General features: G+C 55.9%; 18 protein-coding genes. 12 read left to right on the top strand and 6 right to left on the bottom strand.

Translation table 11 applies throughout. From position 1 onward, the window contains the following. Positions 1–50 precede the first annotated feature (50 nt). On the bottom strand, positions 51–623 hold the full coding sequence (locus tag ACR0KS_RS07380; protein WP_170481267.1) for a YceI family protein: 573 nt from the start codon (positions 621–623) through the stop codon (positions 51–53). A 125-nt stretch (positions 624–748) separates the two neighbouring features. Next, positions 749–1,267 (bottom strand): hypothetical protein, encoded by a 519-nt coding sequence (locus ACR0KS_RS07375; RefSeq protein WP_170481264.1) that lies wholly within the window; start codon positions 1,265–1,267, stop codon positions 749–751. 284 nt (positions 1,268–1,551) lie between these two features. Here ACR0KS_RS07375 and rpsF point away from each other — a divergent pair, with 284 nt between their 5' ends. The 6 genes from rpsF (at position 1,552) to ACR0KS_RS07345 (ending at position 5,295) form a co-directional block, all read left to right on the top strand. Then, on the top strand, positions 1,552–1,905 hold the full coding sequence (gene rpsF / locus ACR0KS_RS07370) for a 30S ribosomal protein S6 (RefSeq protein WP_170565007.1): 354 nt from the start codon (positions 1,552–1,554) through the stop codon (positions 1,903–1,905). A 28-nt stretch (positions 1,906–1,933) separates the two neighbouring features. Then, positions 1,934–2,161 (top strand): 30S ribosomal protein S18, encoded by a 228-nt coding sequence (gene rpsR / locus ACR0KS_RS07365; RefSeq protein WP_005608650.1) that lies wholly within the window; start codon positions 1,934–1,936, stop codon positions 2,159–2,161. A 12-nt stretch (positions 2,162–2,173) separates the two neighbouring features. After that, positions 2,174–2,800, top strand: coding sequence for a 50S ribosomal protein L9 (rplI, locus tag ACR0KS_RS07360; RefSeq protein WP_170382686.1), 627 nt, complete (start codon positions 2,174–2,176; stop codon positions 2,798–2,800). 152 nt (positions 2,801–2,952) lie between these two features. Continuing rightward, positions 2,953–3,429 (top strand): lytic transglycosylase domain-containing protein, encoded by a 477-nt coding sequence (locus ACR0KS_RS07355; RefSeq protein ID WP_170382684.1) that lies wholly within the window; start codon positions 2,953–2,955, stop codon positions 3,427–3,429. A 214-nt stretch (positions 3,430–3,643) separates the two neighbouring features. Next, positions 3,644–4,345: a LuxR family transcriptional regulator gene (locus ACR0KS_RS07350; protein WP_170565010.1), complete on the top strand. Its 702-nt coding sequence runs from the start codon at positions 3,644–3,646 to the stop codon at positions 4,343–4,345. A 95-nt stretch (positions 4,346–4,440) separates the two neighbouring features. Next, positions 4,441–5,295 (top strand): acyl-homoserine-lactone synthase, encoded by an 855-nt coding sequence (locus tag ACR0KS_RS07345; protein WP_170565013.1) that lies wholly within the window; start codon positions 4,441–4,443, stop codon positions 5,293–5,295. 100 nt (positions 5,296–5,395) lie between these two features. On the opposite strand, the gene tig is transcribed toward ACR0KS_RS07345, so the two are convergent. The 3 genes from tig to ACR0KS_RS07330 all read right to left on the bottom strand — a co-directional run bounded on the left by tig (position 5,396) and on the right by ACR0KS_RS07330 (position 9,925). Further along, positions 5,396–6,727, bottom strand: a complete 1,332-nt coding sequence (tig, locus tag ACR0KS_RS07340) for a trigger factor (protein WP_170481254.1) — start codon at positions 6,725–6,727, stop codon at positions 5,396–5,398. Positions 6,728–6,910: 183 nt separating this feature from the next. After that, entirely contained in the window at positions 6,911–8,035 is a 1,125-nt protein-coding gene (locus ACR0KS_RS07335; RefSeq protein ID WP_170382678.1) for a porin, read from the bottom strand. A 303-nt stretch (positions 8,036–8,338) separates the two neighbouring features. After that, positions 8,339–9,925, bottom strand: coding sequence for an NAD(P)H-hydrate dehydratase (locus tag ACR0KS_RS07330; RefSeq protein WP_170565020.1), 1,587 nt, complete (start codon positions 9,923–9,925; stop codon positions 8,339–8,341). Positions 9,926–10,094: 169 nt separating this feature from the next. On the opposite strand from ACR0KS_RS07330, the gene ACR0KS_RS07325 reads away from it, so the two are divergent. The 5 genes from ACR0KS_RS07325 (at position 10,095) to ACR0KS_RS07305 (ending at position 14,565) form a co-directional block, all read left to right on the top strand. Beyond that, a complete protein-coding gene (locus ACR0KS_RS07325) occupies positions 10,095–10,433 on the top strand; it encodes a P-II family nitrogen regulator (RefSeq protein ID WP_170382673.1) in 339 nt (112 codons plus the stop codon). Positions 10,434–10,465: 32 nt separating this feature from the next. After that, complete coding sequence (gene glnA, locus ACR0KS_RS07320) at positions 10,466–11,872, top strand: type I glutamate--ammonia ligase (RefSeq protein WP_170382671.1); 1,407 nt, start codon at positions 10,466–10,468, stop codon at positions 11,870–11,872. Positions 11,873–11,967: 95 nt separating this feature from the next. Next, a complete protein-coding gene (locus ACR0KS_RS07315) occupies positions 11,968–12,597 on the top strand; it encodes an MSMEG_1061 family FMN-dependent PPOX-type flavoprotein (protein ID WP_170565021.1) in 630 nt (209 codons plus the stop codon). A 95-nt stretch (positions 12,598–12,692) separates the two neighbouring features. After that, positions 12,693–13,454, top strand: a complete 762-nt coding sequence (locus tag ACR0KS_RS07310) for a lytic murein transglycosylase (protein ID WP_170565939.1) — start codon at positions 12,693–12,695, stop codon at positions 13,452–13,454. A gap of 199 nt (positions 13,455–13,653) precedes the next feature. Further along, positions 13,654–14,565 carry a hypothetical protein gene (locus tag ACR0KS_RS07305; RefSeq protein ID WP_480693159.1) on the top strand — a complete coding sequence of 304 codons (912 nt, stop codon included), beginning with the start codon at positions 13,654–13,656 and terminating at the stop codon, positions 14,563–14,565. Between the two features lie 36 nt (positions 14,566–14,601). Here the strand turns inward: ACR0KS_RS07305 and ACR0KS_RS07300 are convergent, their stop codons facing one another. Then, positions 14,602–15,345: a heme-dependent oxidative N-demethylase family protein gene (locus tag ACR0KS_RS07300; protein ID WP_170565026.1), complete on the bottom strand. Its 744-nt coding sequence runs from the start codon at positions 15,343–15,345 to the stop codon at positions 14,602–14,604. A 123-nt stretch (positions 15,346–15,468) separates the two neighbouring features. Here ACR0KS_RS07300 and dddP point away from each other — a divergent pair, with 123 nt between their 5' ends. Next, the gene (gene dddP, locus ACR0KS_RS07295; RefSeq protein ID WP_170565029.1) at positions 15,469–16,812 is read left to right on the top strand and encodes a dimethylsulfonioproprionate lyase DddP; all 1,344 of its coding nucleotides are present in this window, start codon (positions 15,469–15,471) and stop codon (positions 16,810–16,812) included. Position 16,813: the final 1 nt, after the last annotated feature.

Genomic DNA, 16,813 nt, shown 5'->3' with positions numbered 1-16,813 from the left:
CCGCCGGGGCAAGATGCTCCGGCGGTGTCAGAAAAACGTTCTTAACCCGTTTAGTCGGCTTTCTGTGCCTCAACCGAGATGTGGATTTCGACCTCATCGCTGACGAACGGTGCGAATTGGCCAAGGTCAAACTCGCTGCGCACAAGCGTCGTGGTCGCGTCAAATCCAGCCCAAGGCTTGTTCGCCATCGGATGCTCGCCAACCTGATTCAGTTTGGCGTCCAGAACAACGGACTTTGTCACGCCGTTCATAGTCAAGTCACCCGTGATATTCGCCGTGTTCTCACCGGTGACTTCGATACCGGTCGAGGTGAACGTCACCATGTCGCCCTCGGCTGCGCCAAAGAAATCCTCGGTCATAAAGTGGTCTTCACGTGGCTTCCAGCCGGTGATCATTTCAACGACAGGCATGGAAACCGTCACGCTGGAGGCGGCGGGATCTTCCTGATCAAACATGATCTCGCCTTCAAAGCCCGAGAACATGCCGGTCGTGGTCGAGTACCCGAGGTGGTTATAGCTGAAAACGACTTGGCTATGGCTGGGGTCCAGAACGTATTTCTCGGCGCTTGCAAACGCCGAGGTTGCCGAAACGGCCAGTGCAGCAGCAAGAAGGGTGGATTTCATGACAATCTCCGAAATGTTGTGGATGCAAACCTTTTGGATTGCTCAATACAAAAATGTGCCGCCCTGAGGCGGCACACAATCTGTATTCTTTCACAACTTCTGTTCCTATATGAACAGAGTAAATATCACGCGAAGATTGTTACACTTCCGCTCAGCTGACCCTTGAGCGCTCGGCTAACATCCGCCGATTGCAGGGGCAATTTCATAAGCAGGCTACCGTCCACATCAAAAAGCTCGACACGATCATCGGTAAAACGCGCACCGCCCAGGGTGTCATAGCTGCGGCGCAGAACCGTCTGAGGGCGGCCGTTTTCGTTCTTTTGCAGAACGCGGACTTCGCGGCGGATCGGATCGAAATACGCATCAGGCCGCGCATCCAGAACCTGAACGGTCAGAAAGCTGACGCCAACGATCAAAAAGCCCAGGGAAGCGGCCAGTTTGATGGGCCATACTTCGGCAGCCATCATTGATCCAGGTGCCAGCCACATCGAGAAGGACATCACAATAAGAAATGCACCGACAATGCGCGCAAGAACCATTCGGACTTTCCAGTTAGGAGCGAATGTGATCAGCACTGGAACTGATTTCTCAAAAGTCGCGTTGGTCGCGGTCTGTTCAAAAGTAGTCGTATTAATCGCGGTCATTTCTAACACCCTGTCTTCAGGTTCCCGTCTTGGGTCCGGTTTCTCCGGTTCAACCCCGGTATGAAAAACAACTTCGAGCCGAAAAGCGTCAGGAATTGGGCAACCCAGTGGAAATAGCACGACTTCACAAAGGCATCTGTGGCGGGTCTTGCCCCTCGGCCATAAACGTGTATACGGGGCCATCCTTCGCTAATCGTATGAATCGCGCAGCCTCTCGTGGCAGGGTCGCGGAGGGTTGAATGGCCTCGCCTATGAAATGCGCCTTGATAGAAACAGGAGTGCACATGCCACTGTATGAGCATGTAATGATCGCGCGTCAGGATCTGTCCAACGCGCAGGCAGAAAGCCTCGTCGAACATTTCGGCACCGTTCTGGCTGACAACGGCGGCAACGTCGTCGATAGCGAGTACTGGGGCGTCAAGACGATGGCCTACAAGATCAACAAGAACCGCAAAGGCCACTATTCCTTCCTGAAGACCGACGCCCCCGCTGGCGCCGTTCAGGAAATGGAGCGCCTGATGCGCCTGCATGAAGACGTCATGCGCGTTCTGACCATCAAGGTCAACGAGCATGCCGAGGGCCCCTCGGTCCAGATGCAGAAGCGCGACGAGCGCGAAGGCCGCCGCGAGCGCCGCTGATCTAACGCCTGACGAAAGGACATAAACCATGGCCGCAAAACCATTTTTCCGCCGCCGCAAGGTCTGCCCGTTCTCGGGTGAGAACGCGCCGAAGATCGACTATAAAGACACCCGTCTGCTGCAACGCTACATCTCTGAGCGCGGCAAGATCGTTCCTTCGCGCATTACTGCCGTTTCGGCAAAAAAGCAGCGTGAACTGGCTCGTGCTATCAAGCGCGCCCGCTTCCTCGCCCTGCTGCCCTACGCCGTGAAGTAAGGAGAGACTGACATGCAAGTTATCCTGCTGGAACGCGTTGCGAAACTGGGTCAGATGGGCGACGTCGTTGACGTCAAGCCCGGCTTTGCCCGCAACTTCCTGCTGCCCCAAGGCAAAGCACTGAGCGCATCGGACGCCAACATCGCGTCGTTTGAAGCTCAGAAAGCACAGCTTGAGGCACGCAACCTGGAAACCAAACAAGAAGCTGAATCGCTGGCTGAAAAGCTGGACGGTCAGCAGTTCATCGTGATTCGCTCGGCATCGGATGCTGGCGCTCTGTACGGTTCGGTCACTCCGCGTGACGCCGCAGAAGCCGCGACCGAAGCTGGCTTTACCGTTGACAAGAAACAGGTCGCCCTGATCGCTCCGATCAAGGAACTGGGACTTCATTCGGTTGCCGTCAAGCTGCACCCCGAGGTCGAAGTCGAGATCAAGATGAACGTTGCCCGTTCGGAAGAAGAAGCCGAACTGCAAGCATCTGGCAAATCGATCCAGGAACTGGCCGCTGAAGAAGAGGCCGCCGCAGAATTTGAGATCGCCGAACTGTTCGACGACATCGGTTCCGCCGCTTCCGAAGACGAAGATCTGGTGGCCGAAGACGCTCCGGCTGCTGAAGAAGGCGACGAAGCCAAAGCCTGATTTGGCAACTAGAATTGTGAAAAGGCCGCGCGATTTGTGCGGCCTTTTTTGTGCGCTCATCTGACGGGCAAATTTCAGCCAGATTTCTCAGCTACGCTTGCAGTTTGACGTTTGACTCATATCATCGCGCCCAGAAATACCGGAGACTTTTGATGACAAACCTCCTTCGTCGCAGCGTTCTGGCCTTGCTGATCGCCGCCCCCTTGTCCGCATGTGGTGGCCCAGAAACAATGACGCGCGTAGAATTCGATCCCCCGCTGTATCCCAACGAAACACCCGAATTGCGGGCTTCCATCAACAAGTGGGCTGATCATTACGAATTACCGCGCGAGCTGGTTCACAAGCTGGCGATCCGGGAAAGCACACACCGTCCGTGGGCAGTGAACCGGCCCTATTACGGATTGCTTCAGATCCTTCCGGCAACAGCCAGATCAATGGGATATACTGGCAACGCCAAAGGTCTTCTGGACGCCGACACCAACTTGGAGTTCGCCGGAAAGTACCTGCGTGGAGCGTGGCTTTTGTCCGACGGAGATCAACAACGCGCGATATTCCTGTATGCCAAAGGCTACTACCCCGAAGCGAAAGCGCGCGGTATGTTGGTTGAAACCGGCCTAAGACCTGAATAGTCACCTCAGAAAGGTACTCGGACCATCAAAAGGCAAAAAACCGCCTACAACTTGCGGTTTTTGGCTTATTTCTGTTGCCGTTCCCGCGCATTAACCCCGCATGACCCGAACAAATTGCTTGTCTCCCAAGGCTGCGGTAACACAACGTATGATTTAGTATGGACAGATATGGCAATTCTTTGGGGAAAAAATTGCCACCACGAAGGTTGGACAAGTGAAACTCATAGACTTGGCCGCGATCGACCACGAGGAAAAGTCGGCCGCTGACATTATTGACGCTGTCTGCAAGGAATTGGGCTTCGACTTTGCGTCGTATGCCACATTCAACCCTGTCAAAGGGGATGTGCAGGGGTATGCAAACTATCCTGACGAGTGGAAAATCCACTACGGAACACAAGGGTTTCACCATTTTGACCCTACCTTGTATCAATCTGTCCTCAGCATCGCGCCCGTGGATTGGGCACGCTTTAACCATGATGAAAAGTTTCACGCCGTTTTTCGCGACGCGCATGATTTCGGGATAACTTCTCGGGGGTTAACTATTCCGGTGCGCGGTCCTTACGGTGAATGTTGCCTGTTGAATGTCACCCGGGATTGCTCGGACGAAGAATGGGAAAAGCTGAAAAAGCACGTCATGGGCGATTTGCAACTGGCTGCGGTTCAGGCCCATGATACCGTTATGCAGTCTGGCCTTTTGGCCAAAGCTCTGTACCTTCCCGCGCTTTCTACCCGTGAAAAAGAGATCCTGCAGTGGGTGGCCGACGGCAAGTCCCAACAAGATATTGGCGACATTCTTTCGATTTCCCATCGCACGGTCGAAGTTCACATGCGATCAGGTCGGGAAAAGCTCGGTGCGTTAACCACACCGCAGGCCATTGGGCGCGCCATTGGCCTCGGTTTGATCGCACCTGGTTAGTCAAAATCTCACCTCTCTACGGGATACCCCCAATAGCCTAGATTGGGAACATGGTTAACGTGCCCCCTACGGTAATAAGACGTAGGGGGATGGATATGATCATAGTAATTGATGGTATCAACCAACATAAATTTGAAGATGTCCTTGATGAAATGCACCAACTGCGCGCACGCGTTTTTGGGGACCGCTTGGGCTGGGATGTAAATATCAAAGACGGGCGTGAGCGTGATCATTTCGACGATCTGCACCCCGCACATGTTGTCAGCCTCAACGACGATGGGGACGTTGTCGGCTGCATGCGGCTGTTGCAGACCACCGGGCCGCATATGCTGTCCGACGTTTTTCACTCGATTCTGGACGGCCAACCTCCGATCCGCAGCGCACAGGTATGGGAGGCAACCCGCTTTTGCGTCGACACCAATAAGTTGGGCAAGGGTCGCGGCGAGAACACAGTTTCCTACGTTACCAGCGAAGTCATGATTGGCTCGTTTGAATACGCGATGGCCGCCGGGGTTCAGGATTCAATTGCCGTCATTGATCCGGTAATGAACCGGGTTCTTCAACGCTCTGGAAACGCGCCTTACGACTATGTGGGCACGGCCAAGCCCATGGGCAAAGTAGTGGCGATGGCGGCAATGATGGATTGTTCCGAAGAACGAATTTCGGGAATTCGTGAGTACGCGGGCATCAAACACGATGTCTTTCTTAGCGACGACGCCGCTGTTGATCTGTTCGCAGGGACGAAAACCATCACCAGACGTGCGGCAAACTATGACCGCAAGCCGCTGAGCCGGCTGGAGAAGTACTTTGTAGAACAGATGAAATCGGCGACCACGAAAGCGGAAATCGAGGCGGTTCTAAACCTGATCGAAGCTCTTTCCGACCGCTTCACGCCAGAGCAGAAGATCGCTCTGCTGAATACCCCCTGTGCTTTAGCTAATGAGGCCTAACCCCCTTACCTCAATCCACTAAAGCCACACTGTCGGAGCCGTCTTATTGCAGACGGCTCCGATTTTATTTTTGCCCAATGCAATATCGGGCGGAAAAGGATTACTCCTCTTCCAGCGCCTCTACGGCTTTTTGCAGGTCGTCTTTGCTGACTTCTTTGTCTGCAACCTGGGCCAGCTCGACGATGTAGTCGATGACCTTGTCTTCAAAGATCGGCGCGCGCAGTTGCTGCTGCATCTGAGCGTTCTGCTGCACGAACTCAAAGAACTGACGTTCCTGACCCGGGTACTGACGCGCCTGGTTCATGATCGCCTGAGTCATCTCGGCATCGGTGACCTCAACTTCGGCCTTCTGACCCAGTTCTGCCAGCAGCAGACCCAGACGCACGCGGCGCTCGGCCAGCTTGTTGTGCTCGTCGGTGGGCTCGATCTCACCGTGATCGTGGCCTTCAACTTCGGGGTTTTCTTCGTGCCACAGCTGATGTGCGATCTGCTTGGCTTCGGCTTCCACCAGCGACGGCGGCAGGTCGAACGAGACCTTCTCGTCCAGCACGTCCAGCAGCGCACGCTTCATCACCGCGCGCGAGGCGCCAGCATACTCGGCTTCCAGACGCTCGGAGATCTGACCTTTCAGGGCTTCCAGATCTTCGGCACCGAACTTGGTGGCCAGCTCGTCGTTAACCTCGGCTGCGACGGGCTCTTTCACTTCTTTAACGGTGCAGGTAAAGACAGCCTCTTTGCCCGCCAGATGCTCGGCACCGTATTCTTCGGGGAAGGTGACGTTGACGTCTTTTTCTTCCTCGGCCTTCACACCAACCAGCTGCTCTTCAAAGCCAGGGATGAAGCTGTTGGAACCCAGAACCAGAGGATAGTCTTCGGCGGAGCCGCCTTCAAATTCTTCACCGTCCACTTTGCCGACGAAATCGATCACAACCTGATCGCCGTCCTTGGCTTTGGAACCCTTGCGACGCGCTTTGAAGTCCTGCGCGGTTTCGGCCAGATTGTTCAGCGCTTCTTCGATGGCCGCGTCGTCGGCCTTGACGACCAGCTTTTCCAGTTCAACCGATTTCAGGTCAACTTCGGGGATCGCAGGCAGCGCTTCATAAGACATCTCGACATGCACGTCGTCGCCTTCTTTCCAGTCCTCGTTGGTCATCTTGACCTCGGGCTGCAGGGCAGGACGCTCACCGCTGTCTTCAAAGTGCTTGTTCATCGCACCGTCGATGCTTTCCTGCATCGCTTCACCCAGCAAGCGTTGGCCAAACTGCTTTTTCAGCAGCGCCATCGGCACCTTGCCTTTGCGGAAGCCCTTCATTTCGACTTCCGGCTGCGCTTCGGTCAGCTTTTCGTTGACCTTTTCATCCAGCTCAGCTGCGGAAACGACGATGTTGTAGCCGCGTTTCAGACCTTCGTTCAGCGTCTCGGTAACCTGCATTATGGTAGTCCCCATAGGATTCGGGGCGCGCAAAACGGCGCGCCGGGCAAATTTGACGCCTTCTATTTGTCCTGCCGCCCACGTGCAAGAGGCAAAGCCCGGATCGGCCTTGTTTTGCCGCCAAATTGGACAAAAAAACGCCCCGAATTGCGTCGGAGCGTTCTTGAGCAATTTGCTCTTGGATCAGAACCGCCAGCGCGCGCCCAAGGCCCAGGCTTCGTTCTTGTCAAAGTCCACCGTGCCGTCGAAATCGTGGCTGCGGTATTTCAGATATGCATCCGTATTGATACTGTCGATCCGCTGTACAACCGCGATCCCCCATGACTTGGTGCTGGACCCCTCGGTGTCGAAGTCCGAGCCATCGAAATAGTCTACGCCGATCCCGGTTTTGCCCCACGATACCCAGTCATCCTCATAGGCAACCTTAGCATACCAGTAACCCGGATCGCTTGCTCCGGCAGCGGTATCATCGCGCGAACCGAGCGCGGCGGTAAAGCTGAACCCGCTGGGCAGCAGAACCGACGCGGACCCGATCGTATCTTTCCGATCGCCCGAACTGTCGTCGAAATCGCGAACTGCGTAGGCGATGCTTGCCGCGAATTCCACGCCGTTCGCAAAGGTGTTTCCATATGAAACCGCGATGTCATAGTAGTCATCGTCATCGCTATCGGAGAGAATGTTTTGCCCATAGGCAATTGCCGCCGAGAAGCCATTGAAATCAGGCGTATCATAGCGAATTCGCCCCCTGCGGCCCCCGTCGAAGTTGCTGGCCGAGTCTCCGACCGTGATGGCGCTTAGTAGACCATCGGGCTGCCGATAGAAAAATGCACCGTTTTCGTCGTTAGTGAACGAGTACAGGGCCGTTCCGACATAAGACAGATCAACCTCAGCCGCACCATCTGACGCCATACTGCCCTGACCGGCCGAAAACTTGCCGTATCCGCCCTTCAGCGCAAAATCGACGTGCCGTAGATCCTCGCGTGTCCATCCATCGTTATTGGTGCCATCCTGATTGGCAGAGCCGGTACTGGGAAGACCCAAGCCGGTTTCAAACCAGAACGTGAATTCATTGCTGCCGTAGGGCTGCATAAGGCGCAGTCCCACCCGACTGTTGGAGAGATCATTGTCAAGCAAACGGGTTTCCGTTTCCTCGCCATCATCCACGGACACAATCACAGGGTGAAACTGCCCATATAATTCCACGTATCCGCCGCTGTTGTTTTCATACTTCAGCTCTGCCGCAGCAGGAATTGCTGTCGTCGCGGCCAAAACTGCGGTTATCGAACTGAGTCTAAATTTCTGGGTCATTTCACTCACCATGAAAAATTCCGGTTTCCGGTACTGCTCAACTGCGCAACAACACCCTTTTTCCAAGCATGCGGTCATTCAGATTTGGCATCATCTTTCGCCCGTCAAAGAAAAGGCCAGATGCCCGTAATTTATATTTTTTTCAAAACCTTAAATGCCCTTACGCTTCCCTCTCAAAAGTCAGGCAACAAAAGTTTGCCGCTCCGTCATGCGCGTTGCAAACATTCGCTGTAAGGTCTTGATCCCCTCGTAAGCTATTTGCCGCCTAGATCGACCGCACTCGGCCAATTATCGCCGATATAATCACATATTCAATTGCTTTAGAACCACTGGTAATTGTTCCGGCAAATCCTCTGCGATCAGCCCGGGGCCAAATGTTCGCGCACATTCCACATGCAGCCATGCCGCAGCTTCCGCAGCTTGCATCGGAGTGCACCCCCGCGCGAGCAACCCCGTGACGAAACCCGCCAGAACATCCCCTGACCCCGCCGTTGCAAGCCAAGGGGCCGACCGATCATAAGCCGCCGAATTGATCGCACAACTGCCATCGGGTGCCGCTATGACGGTATCCGGCCCCTTGAACAACACAACGCACCCTGCCCGCTCAGCGGCCTCGCGGGTTGCGTCAACCTTTGAAAACGCCGGCCCAGCCGTGGCTTCGGCGTTCAACCTTTCCGAGATATCAGGAAAGAGGCGCGCGAACTCGCCGCCGTGCGGAGTCAGGACGCACTTCTCATGCAGCATGCCAAACAGGAAAGAAGGGTCGTCTGAAAAAGCCGTCAGCGCGTCCGCATCCAGCACTGTGGAACGCCCGGCCTGCAAAGCTGCCGGCACCAAATAGCGCGCACGGTCCACCCCCAAACCCGGACCAAGGCAGAATGCATTCAACCGCTCATCCTGCAGGACATGCGACAATGACTCGGCGCCCTCGACCCTGCGAAGCATGATAGCCGTCACCTGCGCGGAAACTTCCATCTGCGCTGCCGGAGGCACACCCAGCGTCACCAACCCCGCCCCGATCCGCAAAGCCCCCCGCGCCGCCAACCGCGCCGCGCCAGTTTTGCCGGAACCGCCCGACAGGATCAGCGCATGTCCGTGAGTGTATTTGTGTTCGCCGTCTCCCTTGCGAAGCTCTCCCGACTGAACAAGATCAACCAACCTCGCACAGCCACTTCCAGTGCCATGCAACCCGATGTCCACCACTCGCAGAGCCCCACAATAGTGGGGACCATCCGCAAGAAACTGCCCTGGGCGACGCCGGTGGAAAGTGACAGTCAAGTATCCGCAAACCGCACCATACTCCTCGCTCAACGCACGTCCACTGTCCATGCAAAGTCCGGTCGGAGCGTCAATGCAAACCATGCGGTCAAAGGTTTCGCCCGCGACATGTAACTGCACCAAAGGCTCAAGAATGGCAGCCGACGGCTCTCGCGTCAGCCCCGCCCCGAAAATTGCATCCAAGTAAAGGTCATAGCCGGATAATCCGGCAATAGCGGACACCGACCACTCCCGAACCCGCCCAACCGCACACCACCGCTCAAAATTCACTCGCGCATCCGGCGGCAGCTTATCGGCATCCCCATACAGGAACACCTCAACCTCCCAACCTAACCCGTGCAACAACCGCGCCACGACAAACCCGTCGCCGCCATTATTCCCCGGGCCACACAGCACCGCAGCGCGCAGCGGATCCTCTTCATCTGGCCCCAAATATCCCGGGGAGCTCGAGGGGCTGGCCCCTCGATCCTTCAACTCTGGCCATTTCTCGAATATCGCATCGACAACGCCCTGCCCGGCCCGCTCCATTAACTCCAAGCCGGTGACTTCCCCAGACTCAATCGCCGCCTGTTCAATGGCCCGCATCTGCGCAGCAGTCAGCAATTCGTTCATCTCAATACCCCCGGCGATTCATTTTTGATTATTTTTTGTGCAAGTCGATCAAAATTTGACCTGACGCTTATTTTCTCCGCACTCGAACACGGCCTTTTCCGCAATCAGATTGCCGACCGATCTTAGACGTGGTCACTGCCATCCTGACAAGAGTTAAAGGGAGCTCGGGATGAAGAAGATCGAAGCGATCATCAAACCGTTCAAACTCGATGAGGTGAAAGAGGCACTGCAGGACGTGGGTGTCCAGGGTCTCAGCGTGATCGAGGTAAAAGGGTTTGGTCGTCAGAAAGGCCACACCGAACTGTATCGCGGTGCGGAATATGTGGTCGACTTTCTACCCAAGGTGAAGGTCGAAGTCGTTTTGGACGACGATCAGGTCGATGCCGCCATCGATGCCATCGTCTCGGCTGCTAAAACGGACAAGATCGGCGACGGCAAGATTTTTGTTTCGCCCGTTGAACAAGCCATTCGCATTCGGACCGGTGAGGCCGGCTCGGAAGCGCTGTAATCGAACGCACTCAAATCAGAGGAATAGAGAGTATGAGCAAGGACGCAGTTCTTCAGCTGATCCGGGAAGAGGATGCTGAATACGTCGATATCCGCTTCACCGACCCGCGCGGCAAGCTTCAGCACGTGACCATCATGTCCGACCAGGTTGACGAAGACTTCCTGGAAGAAGGCTTCATGTTCGACGGTTCGTCGATCGCTGGCTGGAAGTCGATCGAAGCATCGGACATGAAACTGATGCCCGACACCGAAAGCGCCTATGTCGATCCGTTCTATGCGGAAAAGACCATCTGCCTGCACTGCTCGATCGTTGAGCCCGACACAGGCGAAGCCTATGAGCGTGACCCGCGTGGCACCGCCCAGAAAGCCGAGGCTTACCTGAAATCTTCGGGTATCGGTGATGTGGCTTACATGGGTCCCGAAGCCGAATTCTTCCTGTTTGACGATGTTCGTTTCTCGAACAGCATCAACAAGGTATCCTACGAAGTTGATGCAACCGACGCATCGTGGAACACCGACACCGAGTACGAGATGGGCAACATGGGCCACCGTCCGGGCGTCAAGGGTGGCTACTTCCCTGTGAACCCCGTTGACGAAGCGCAAGACCTGCGTTCGGAAATGCTGTCGACCATGAAGCGTCTGGGCATGAAAGTGGACAAGCACCACCACGAGGTTGCGTCTTGTCAGCACGAGCTGGGCCTGATCTTCGACAGCCTGACCAAGCAGGCCGACGAACTGCAAAAGTACAAGTACGTCATCCACAACGTTGCGCACGCCTACGGCAAATCGGCCACCTTCATGCCGAAGCCGATCGCAGGTGACAACGGCACCGGCATGCACGTCAACATGTCGATCTGGAAAGACGGCAAGCCTCTGTTCGCTGGCGACAAATATGCTGACCTGTCCGACGAAGCTCTGTACTTCATCGGCGGCATCCTGAAGCACGCCAAGACCCTGAACGCCTTCACCAACCCCTCGACCAACAGCTACAAGCGTCTGATCCCGGGTTTTGAAGCCCCCGTTCTGCGCGCTTATTCGGCTCGTAACCGTTCGGGCTGTGTCCGTATTCCGTGGACCGAAAGCCCGAAAGCCAAGCGCGTCGAGGCTCGCTTCCCCGATCCGGCCGCGAACCCCTACTTGGCGTTTGCCGCTCTGCTGATGGCTGGTCTGGACGGCATCAAGAACAAGATCGATCCGGGCGAAGCCATGGACAAGAACCTGTACGATCTGCCTGCCGAAGAACTGGCCGACATCCCGACCGTTTGCGGCTCGCTGCGTGAAGCTCTGGAAGCTCTGGCATCCGATCACGACTTCCTGCTGCAGGGCGACGTGTTCACCAAAGACCAGATCGACGGCTACATCGCACTGAAGATGGAAGAGGTCGAAACCTACGAGCACACCCCGCACCCGGTTGAATACGGCATGTACTATAGCTGCTAATCCGGTTCTGGGTTTACATCTGCAAGGGCGTCCATTCGGGCGCCCTTGTTTCATTTGGGTCGATCTTCCAGACTGACAAAACAGGAGGAGATCGCATGGATACTGAATTTTCGGACTTCGTGACCACCCCCGAAGCGCTGGAACGGATCACCGGCGCGCCCTTGCCTCAGGTTGTTGCCAAGGAGTTGCCCGCGTTGGATCAGATGTGTCGTGATTTTCTCGCCATGTCCTCCTTCTGCGTGATCGCCTCGGCCAACCCCGACGGATATCTGGATGTCTCGCCGCGCGGCGATCCGGCGGGCTTTGTTCACACCCTTTCAGACAGTTTGATCGCGATTCCCGACCGACCGGGCAATAAGCGCGTGGACACGTTTCACAACGTCCTGAAAGACCCCCGTATCAGCCTGATCTTCTTTGTTCCCGGCAAGATGGAAACCCTGCGTATTCGTGGAACCGCCCGCATTTGTGCTGACCCTGCGCTTCTTGAGACTATGGCGGTGCAGGACCATCCGCCCAAACTCGCTTTGCTGATTCAGGTTCAAACCGTTTTTGCCCACTGCCCCAAATGTGTCATCCGGTCAGGCCTCTGGCAGCCGGATTCATGGCCGGATTCGTCTGGCCTGCCAAACATGAACGCGATGATGGTCAAACATGCGAAAATCAACAAGACGCCCGAAGAGTGGTTTGAAAGCCTGAAAGGAACGGGTGAACTGGACCTGTATTAAACCTCTTTGCGCATCTGGGAATACCGCATAGGCTTGGACTCAGCATTTCAGCCGACCGGATTTTGACCGTGTTTCGATTAGCCCTCATCCTAGCCATGTCACTTCCAACCGTCGGCGCGGCCGCGCCCTGTGGCAACACCAGCGCGGGGTTTGAAGCCTGGAAATCCGACTTTGCAAGGCAAGCCAAGCGCGCCGGGGTGAAAAAGAGGGGTCTACAGGCGCTGTCCCAGACGACATACGCAACGCGCACCATCGCCGCCGACCGCAACCAAAAGAGCTTTAAATACTCTCTGGACAAGTTCATGCAGGTGCGCGGAGCGAACGCAATCGTCGCACAAGGGCGCAAACGCAAAGCCCGAAACCCGCAGTTCTATGCGGCCCTTGAACGCCAATACGGGGTACCTGCGGGGGTCTTGATTGCTATCCACGGAATGGAAACCGGCTTTGGAAACTTTATGGGCGACAGTCAGGTTGTGTCAGCAATAACCACGCTGGCTTATGATTGTCGCCGATCCGAGTTCTTTGTCCCTCACGCCATCGGTGCCCTTAAACTGATCGATAAAGGCAGCATTACGACAGCGACCAAGGGGGCGAAACATGGCGAATTGGGGCACACGCAGTTTCTGCCCGGGAACGCTCTGACCTACGGGGTCGACGCCACGGGCGATGGGAAGGTCGATTTTTACAATATGACTGATGCGTTGGCCTCAACGGCCAATTTTCTGCGCAAGAAGGGTTGGAAACCTGGCCGGGGCTATCAACCCGGACAGCCGAATTTCGCAGTGATTCAGCAGTGGAATGCAGCCACGGTCTACCAACAATCTATCGCGATTATGGCCGCCCGAATCGACAATTGACGCTTGCCTTGTTTCCGCACCGGTGTTCCTCAATTCAGCCACATTGTCGCCACAGACATTAAACGGCCCCTAAAATGCCTAGGTTTCCATAGCGTAATCAATCTTTGCATTTTCTCATTTTTTTCCATTTTCGCCCAAATCTGCCCAATTTCGCTTGGTAAATTTGTTTTCACGAGAGGATGCGACAAAGGAAAAGGCAGTGACTCCCAAGCACAGCTACCACGGCGGTCTGCAGTTCAACGGTGAGACCGAAGGCGCGATCGAACGTTTCGCAGCCATCGTTGCTGCCACTCTGGAAGACTACGGTCATCTGGTTGAACGCAAGACAGTACGGGATACAACCGAAGCCAGCATCGTATCCAGCCAATACCTCGTGCGTCTGACTTTGGACACGCAGGTTGTCCAGACCGAAGACCGTTTCGAGCGCATGGATCGCGCAGCGGGTTTGAAAACCATTCAAAAGCCAGCCGTAACCTTGCCTGAGAACCGGTTGACGGTCACGATCTGCCCGGTCTCAGCCCTATTGGACGACAGCGAAATTTCCGAGCTGATGTTGGTGGTCACCCTTTACCGGATGGTCGACATCTGCGCGACTCAGCGGGTTGAGTGGCTTTCACCCAACACCGTGCTAACAATCCAGCAATTCATGAGTGCCTTTGACACTCTACCGCCCGCGAAAAAGCGGAACAGAAAACAGATTTTCGAGGCAGTCTCAGGCCCGTTTGCGGGGCTGGACATTACCGAGGAAGAAGACCTGGATGAGCCAGAAAAAAAGGCGCTGAAACCAGCAGCCCGGCCGATCCAGCTGTCAGATGAGCAGTTGCTCAGCATCGCTTTTCGGACAGAAACCACCGAGCAGACTTCAGATCGGGACGACACGCCCCCCCTCGACCACGACCAACCCAATGACATGCTCCGGCTTACCAGTTGGGGACTCACGGGTGCCGTGGCCAGCGTGTCAGTCCCGATCGCGGCATCCATGGCCGCTGTGAACCTGATCCGGGGCGAAGACTTTCGTCTGAATACACAAGTACTTGCCTATACGGTTGCGATCTCCGCTCTCAGCACAAGCGGGGCGTTCGCAGGCGTCGCCAACGCCCTGGGCATGTAGTTCACGAACCAAAGACCCTCCTAGGAGGCCCCGCCATCAGGCGGGGTTTTCCATTTTTGGCAGGCTGCTTGCTTCCAAAACATAGGTATGGATCGAAAACACAACGGCTTGGGTTTTCGGTAGCCGCAACAAGGTCTGCCGTTCGCTACGCAGATACCGGGCGTTGCCGGGCTTTTTGACTTCGCGCCGCGCGCTCTCACTGCGGGGTTGGTGCAGTTCGGCATCCTCATACCACAACGCATTGAACCGCCAGAGCGGACGGTCCGGCTGAATCCCATCGAACAAACGCTGGACACGGCGCGCGATGTTCTCGTCGTAGCTTGCCACCGGCACGTGGATGCCGATCAGAGGGCGCATGAACTTCTCGGACAAGCTCCAACTGGCGGGAAAACACAAAATTGCACCGTTCAGGACATGCTCATCCCCACGCTTTTGCAGGATGCAGATGTCCTCTTGAACCAGTCGGCACAGAGTATCCATAGGGTTGTCACGGTCGACCGTCACCTCTTGCCCATCCGGGCGGATGACAAGATCGGAACACCCCGGATAGGCATGTTGCAGCACGAGGTCCAAAACCTCCTGCGCGGCGGGTATGGCGGATGCATCCAATGCCAGAACATCCCCGCGCTTTTCCTTCAACAGAGCATCCCGACGCTGCATCTGCGCGGCAAAGGCGTCGTCGCGGTGCAGCCATGTGTCCAGCGACGTCGGCTGAATGCCCGGCAGAGGGCGTGGGGTCAGCGGGTCATAGGGGATCGCGTTTTGCAGTATGATCGTCATGCGATTCACCTATCACCAGAAGTTTTCCTTGTCGGTCAAAAAGCGACGAACGGGTCGTCGCATTTTTTTCAGACGAAACGGGAATGATTCTCCACGGTCTACGAACAGGCAGGGAGGCCCACCATGAACCAGCACTACCGGGACAGCCGCAAGATAGACCCAACCAAAGGGGCCACCCTTGGGGACGGCACGCCAAACGAACTGGATCGGATCGAGATCGGACCCACTCAACTGGCATTCACCGAGTGGGAGGCAGCGGGCCTCAGCCTGCCCAACCTGAGCCGGATGCGAGAGTTTCGGTGGAAACGCCTGACCCAAGCAATCGTGGACCGGGGGTATGGCGGCTTGCTGATGTTTGACCCGCTCAACATCCGCTATGCGACCGACAGCACGAACATGCAGCTCTGGAACACCCACAACCCGTTCCGCGCGGTTCTGCTGTGCGCCAATGGCTACATGGTGATATGGGACTACAAGAACTCCCCATTCCTTTCGACGTTCAACCCGCTGGTGCGCGAACAACGATCCGGTGCCGATCTGTTCTACTTCGACCGGGGCGACAAGGTTGATATCGCGGCTGACGTATTTTCAAACGAAGTGCGGGTATTGATCGAGGAACATAGCGGAGGCAACAAGCGGCTGGCGGTCGACAAAATCATGCTGCATGGCCTGCGTGCGCTTGAAGCGCAAGGGTTCGAGATCATGGAAGGCGAAGAGGTCACCGAGAAAACCCGCGCGATCAAAGGCCCGGATGAAATACTGGCCATGCGCTGTGCCAGCCACGCCTGCGAAACCGCCGTGGCCGAGATGGAGAAGTTCGCCCGCGCCAATGTGGGCGACGGAAAGACGTCAGAGGATGATATTTGGGCTGTTCTGCACGCAGAAAACATCCGACGTGGCGGCGAATGGATCGAAACGCGTCTTTTGGCTTCGGGTCAGCGCACCAACCCGTGGTTTCAGGAATGCGGGCCTCGGATCACGCAAAAGAACGAGATCATCGCCTTTGATACCGATCTGATCGGATCTTACGGCATCTGCATCGATATCTCGCGGACTTGGTGGATTGGTGACGAGAAGCCCCGGGCCGATATGGTCTATGCCATGCAGCACGCGCATGAGCACATCATGACCAACATGGAGATGCTGAAACCCGGCGTGATGATCCCCGACCTGACCGCCAACTGCCACAGGCTGGACGACAAGTTTCAGGCGCAGAAATATGGCTGCCTGATGCACGGGGTTGGATTGTGTGATGAATGGCCGCTTGTCGCTTACCCGGATAAAGCGGTGGCAGGCGCTTATGATTACCCGCTGGAGCCCGGCATGGTGCTTTGCGTTGAAGCAGCGGTCGGAGAGGTTGGTGGCGACTTTTCAATCAAACTCGAAGATCAGGTTCTGATCACCGAGGATGGGTACGAAAACCTCACCACCTACCCGTTCGATCCGATGCTGATGGGTCAGAGCTGAT

The sequence above is a fragment of the Ruegeria sp. BC7 genome (assembly GCF_056539165.1).
The sequence above is the reverse complement of the archived record's forward strand: the minus strand, read 5'-3'. Positions and strand labels throughout refer to the sequence as shown.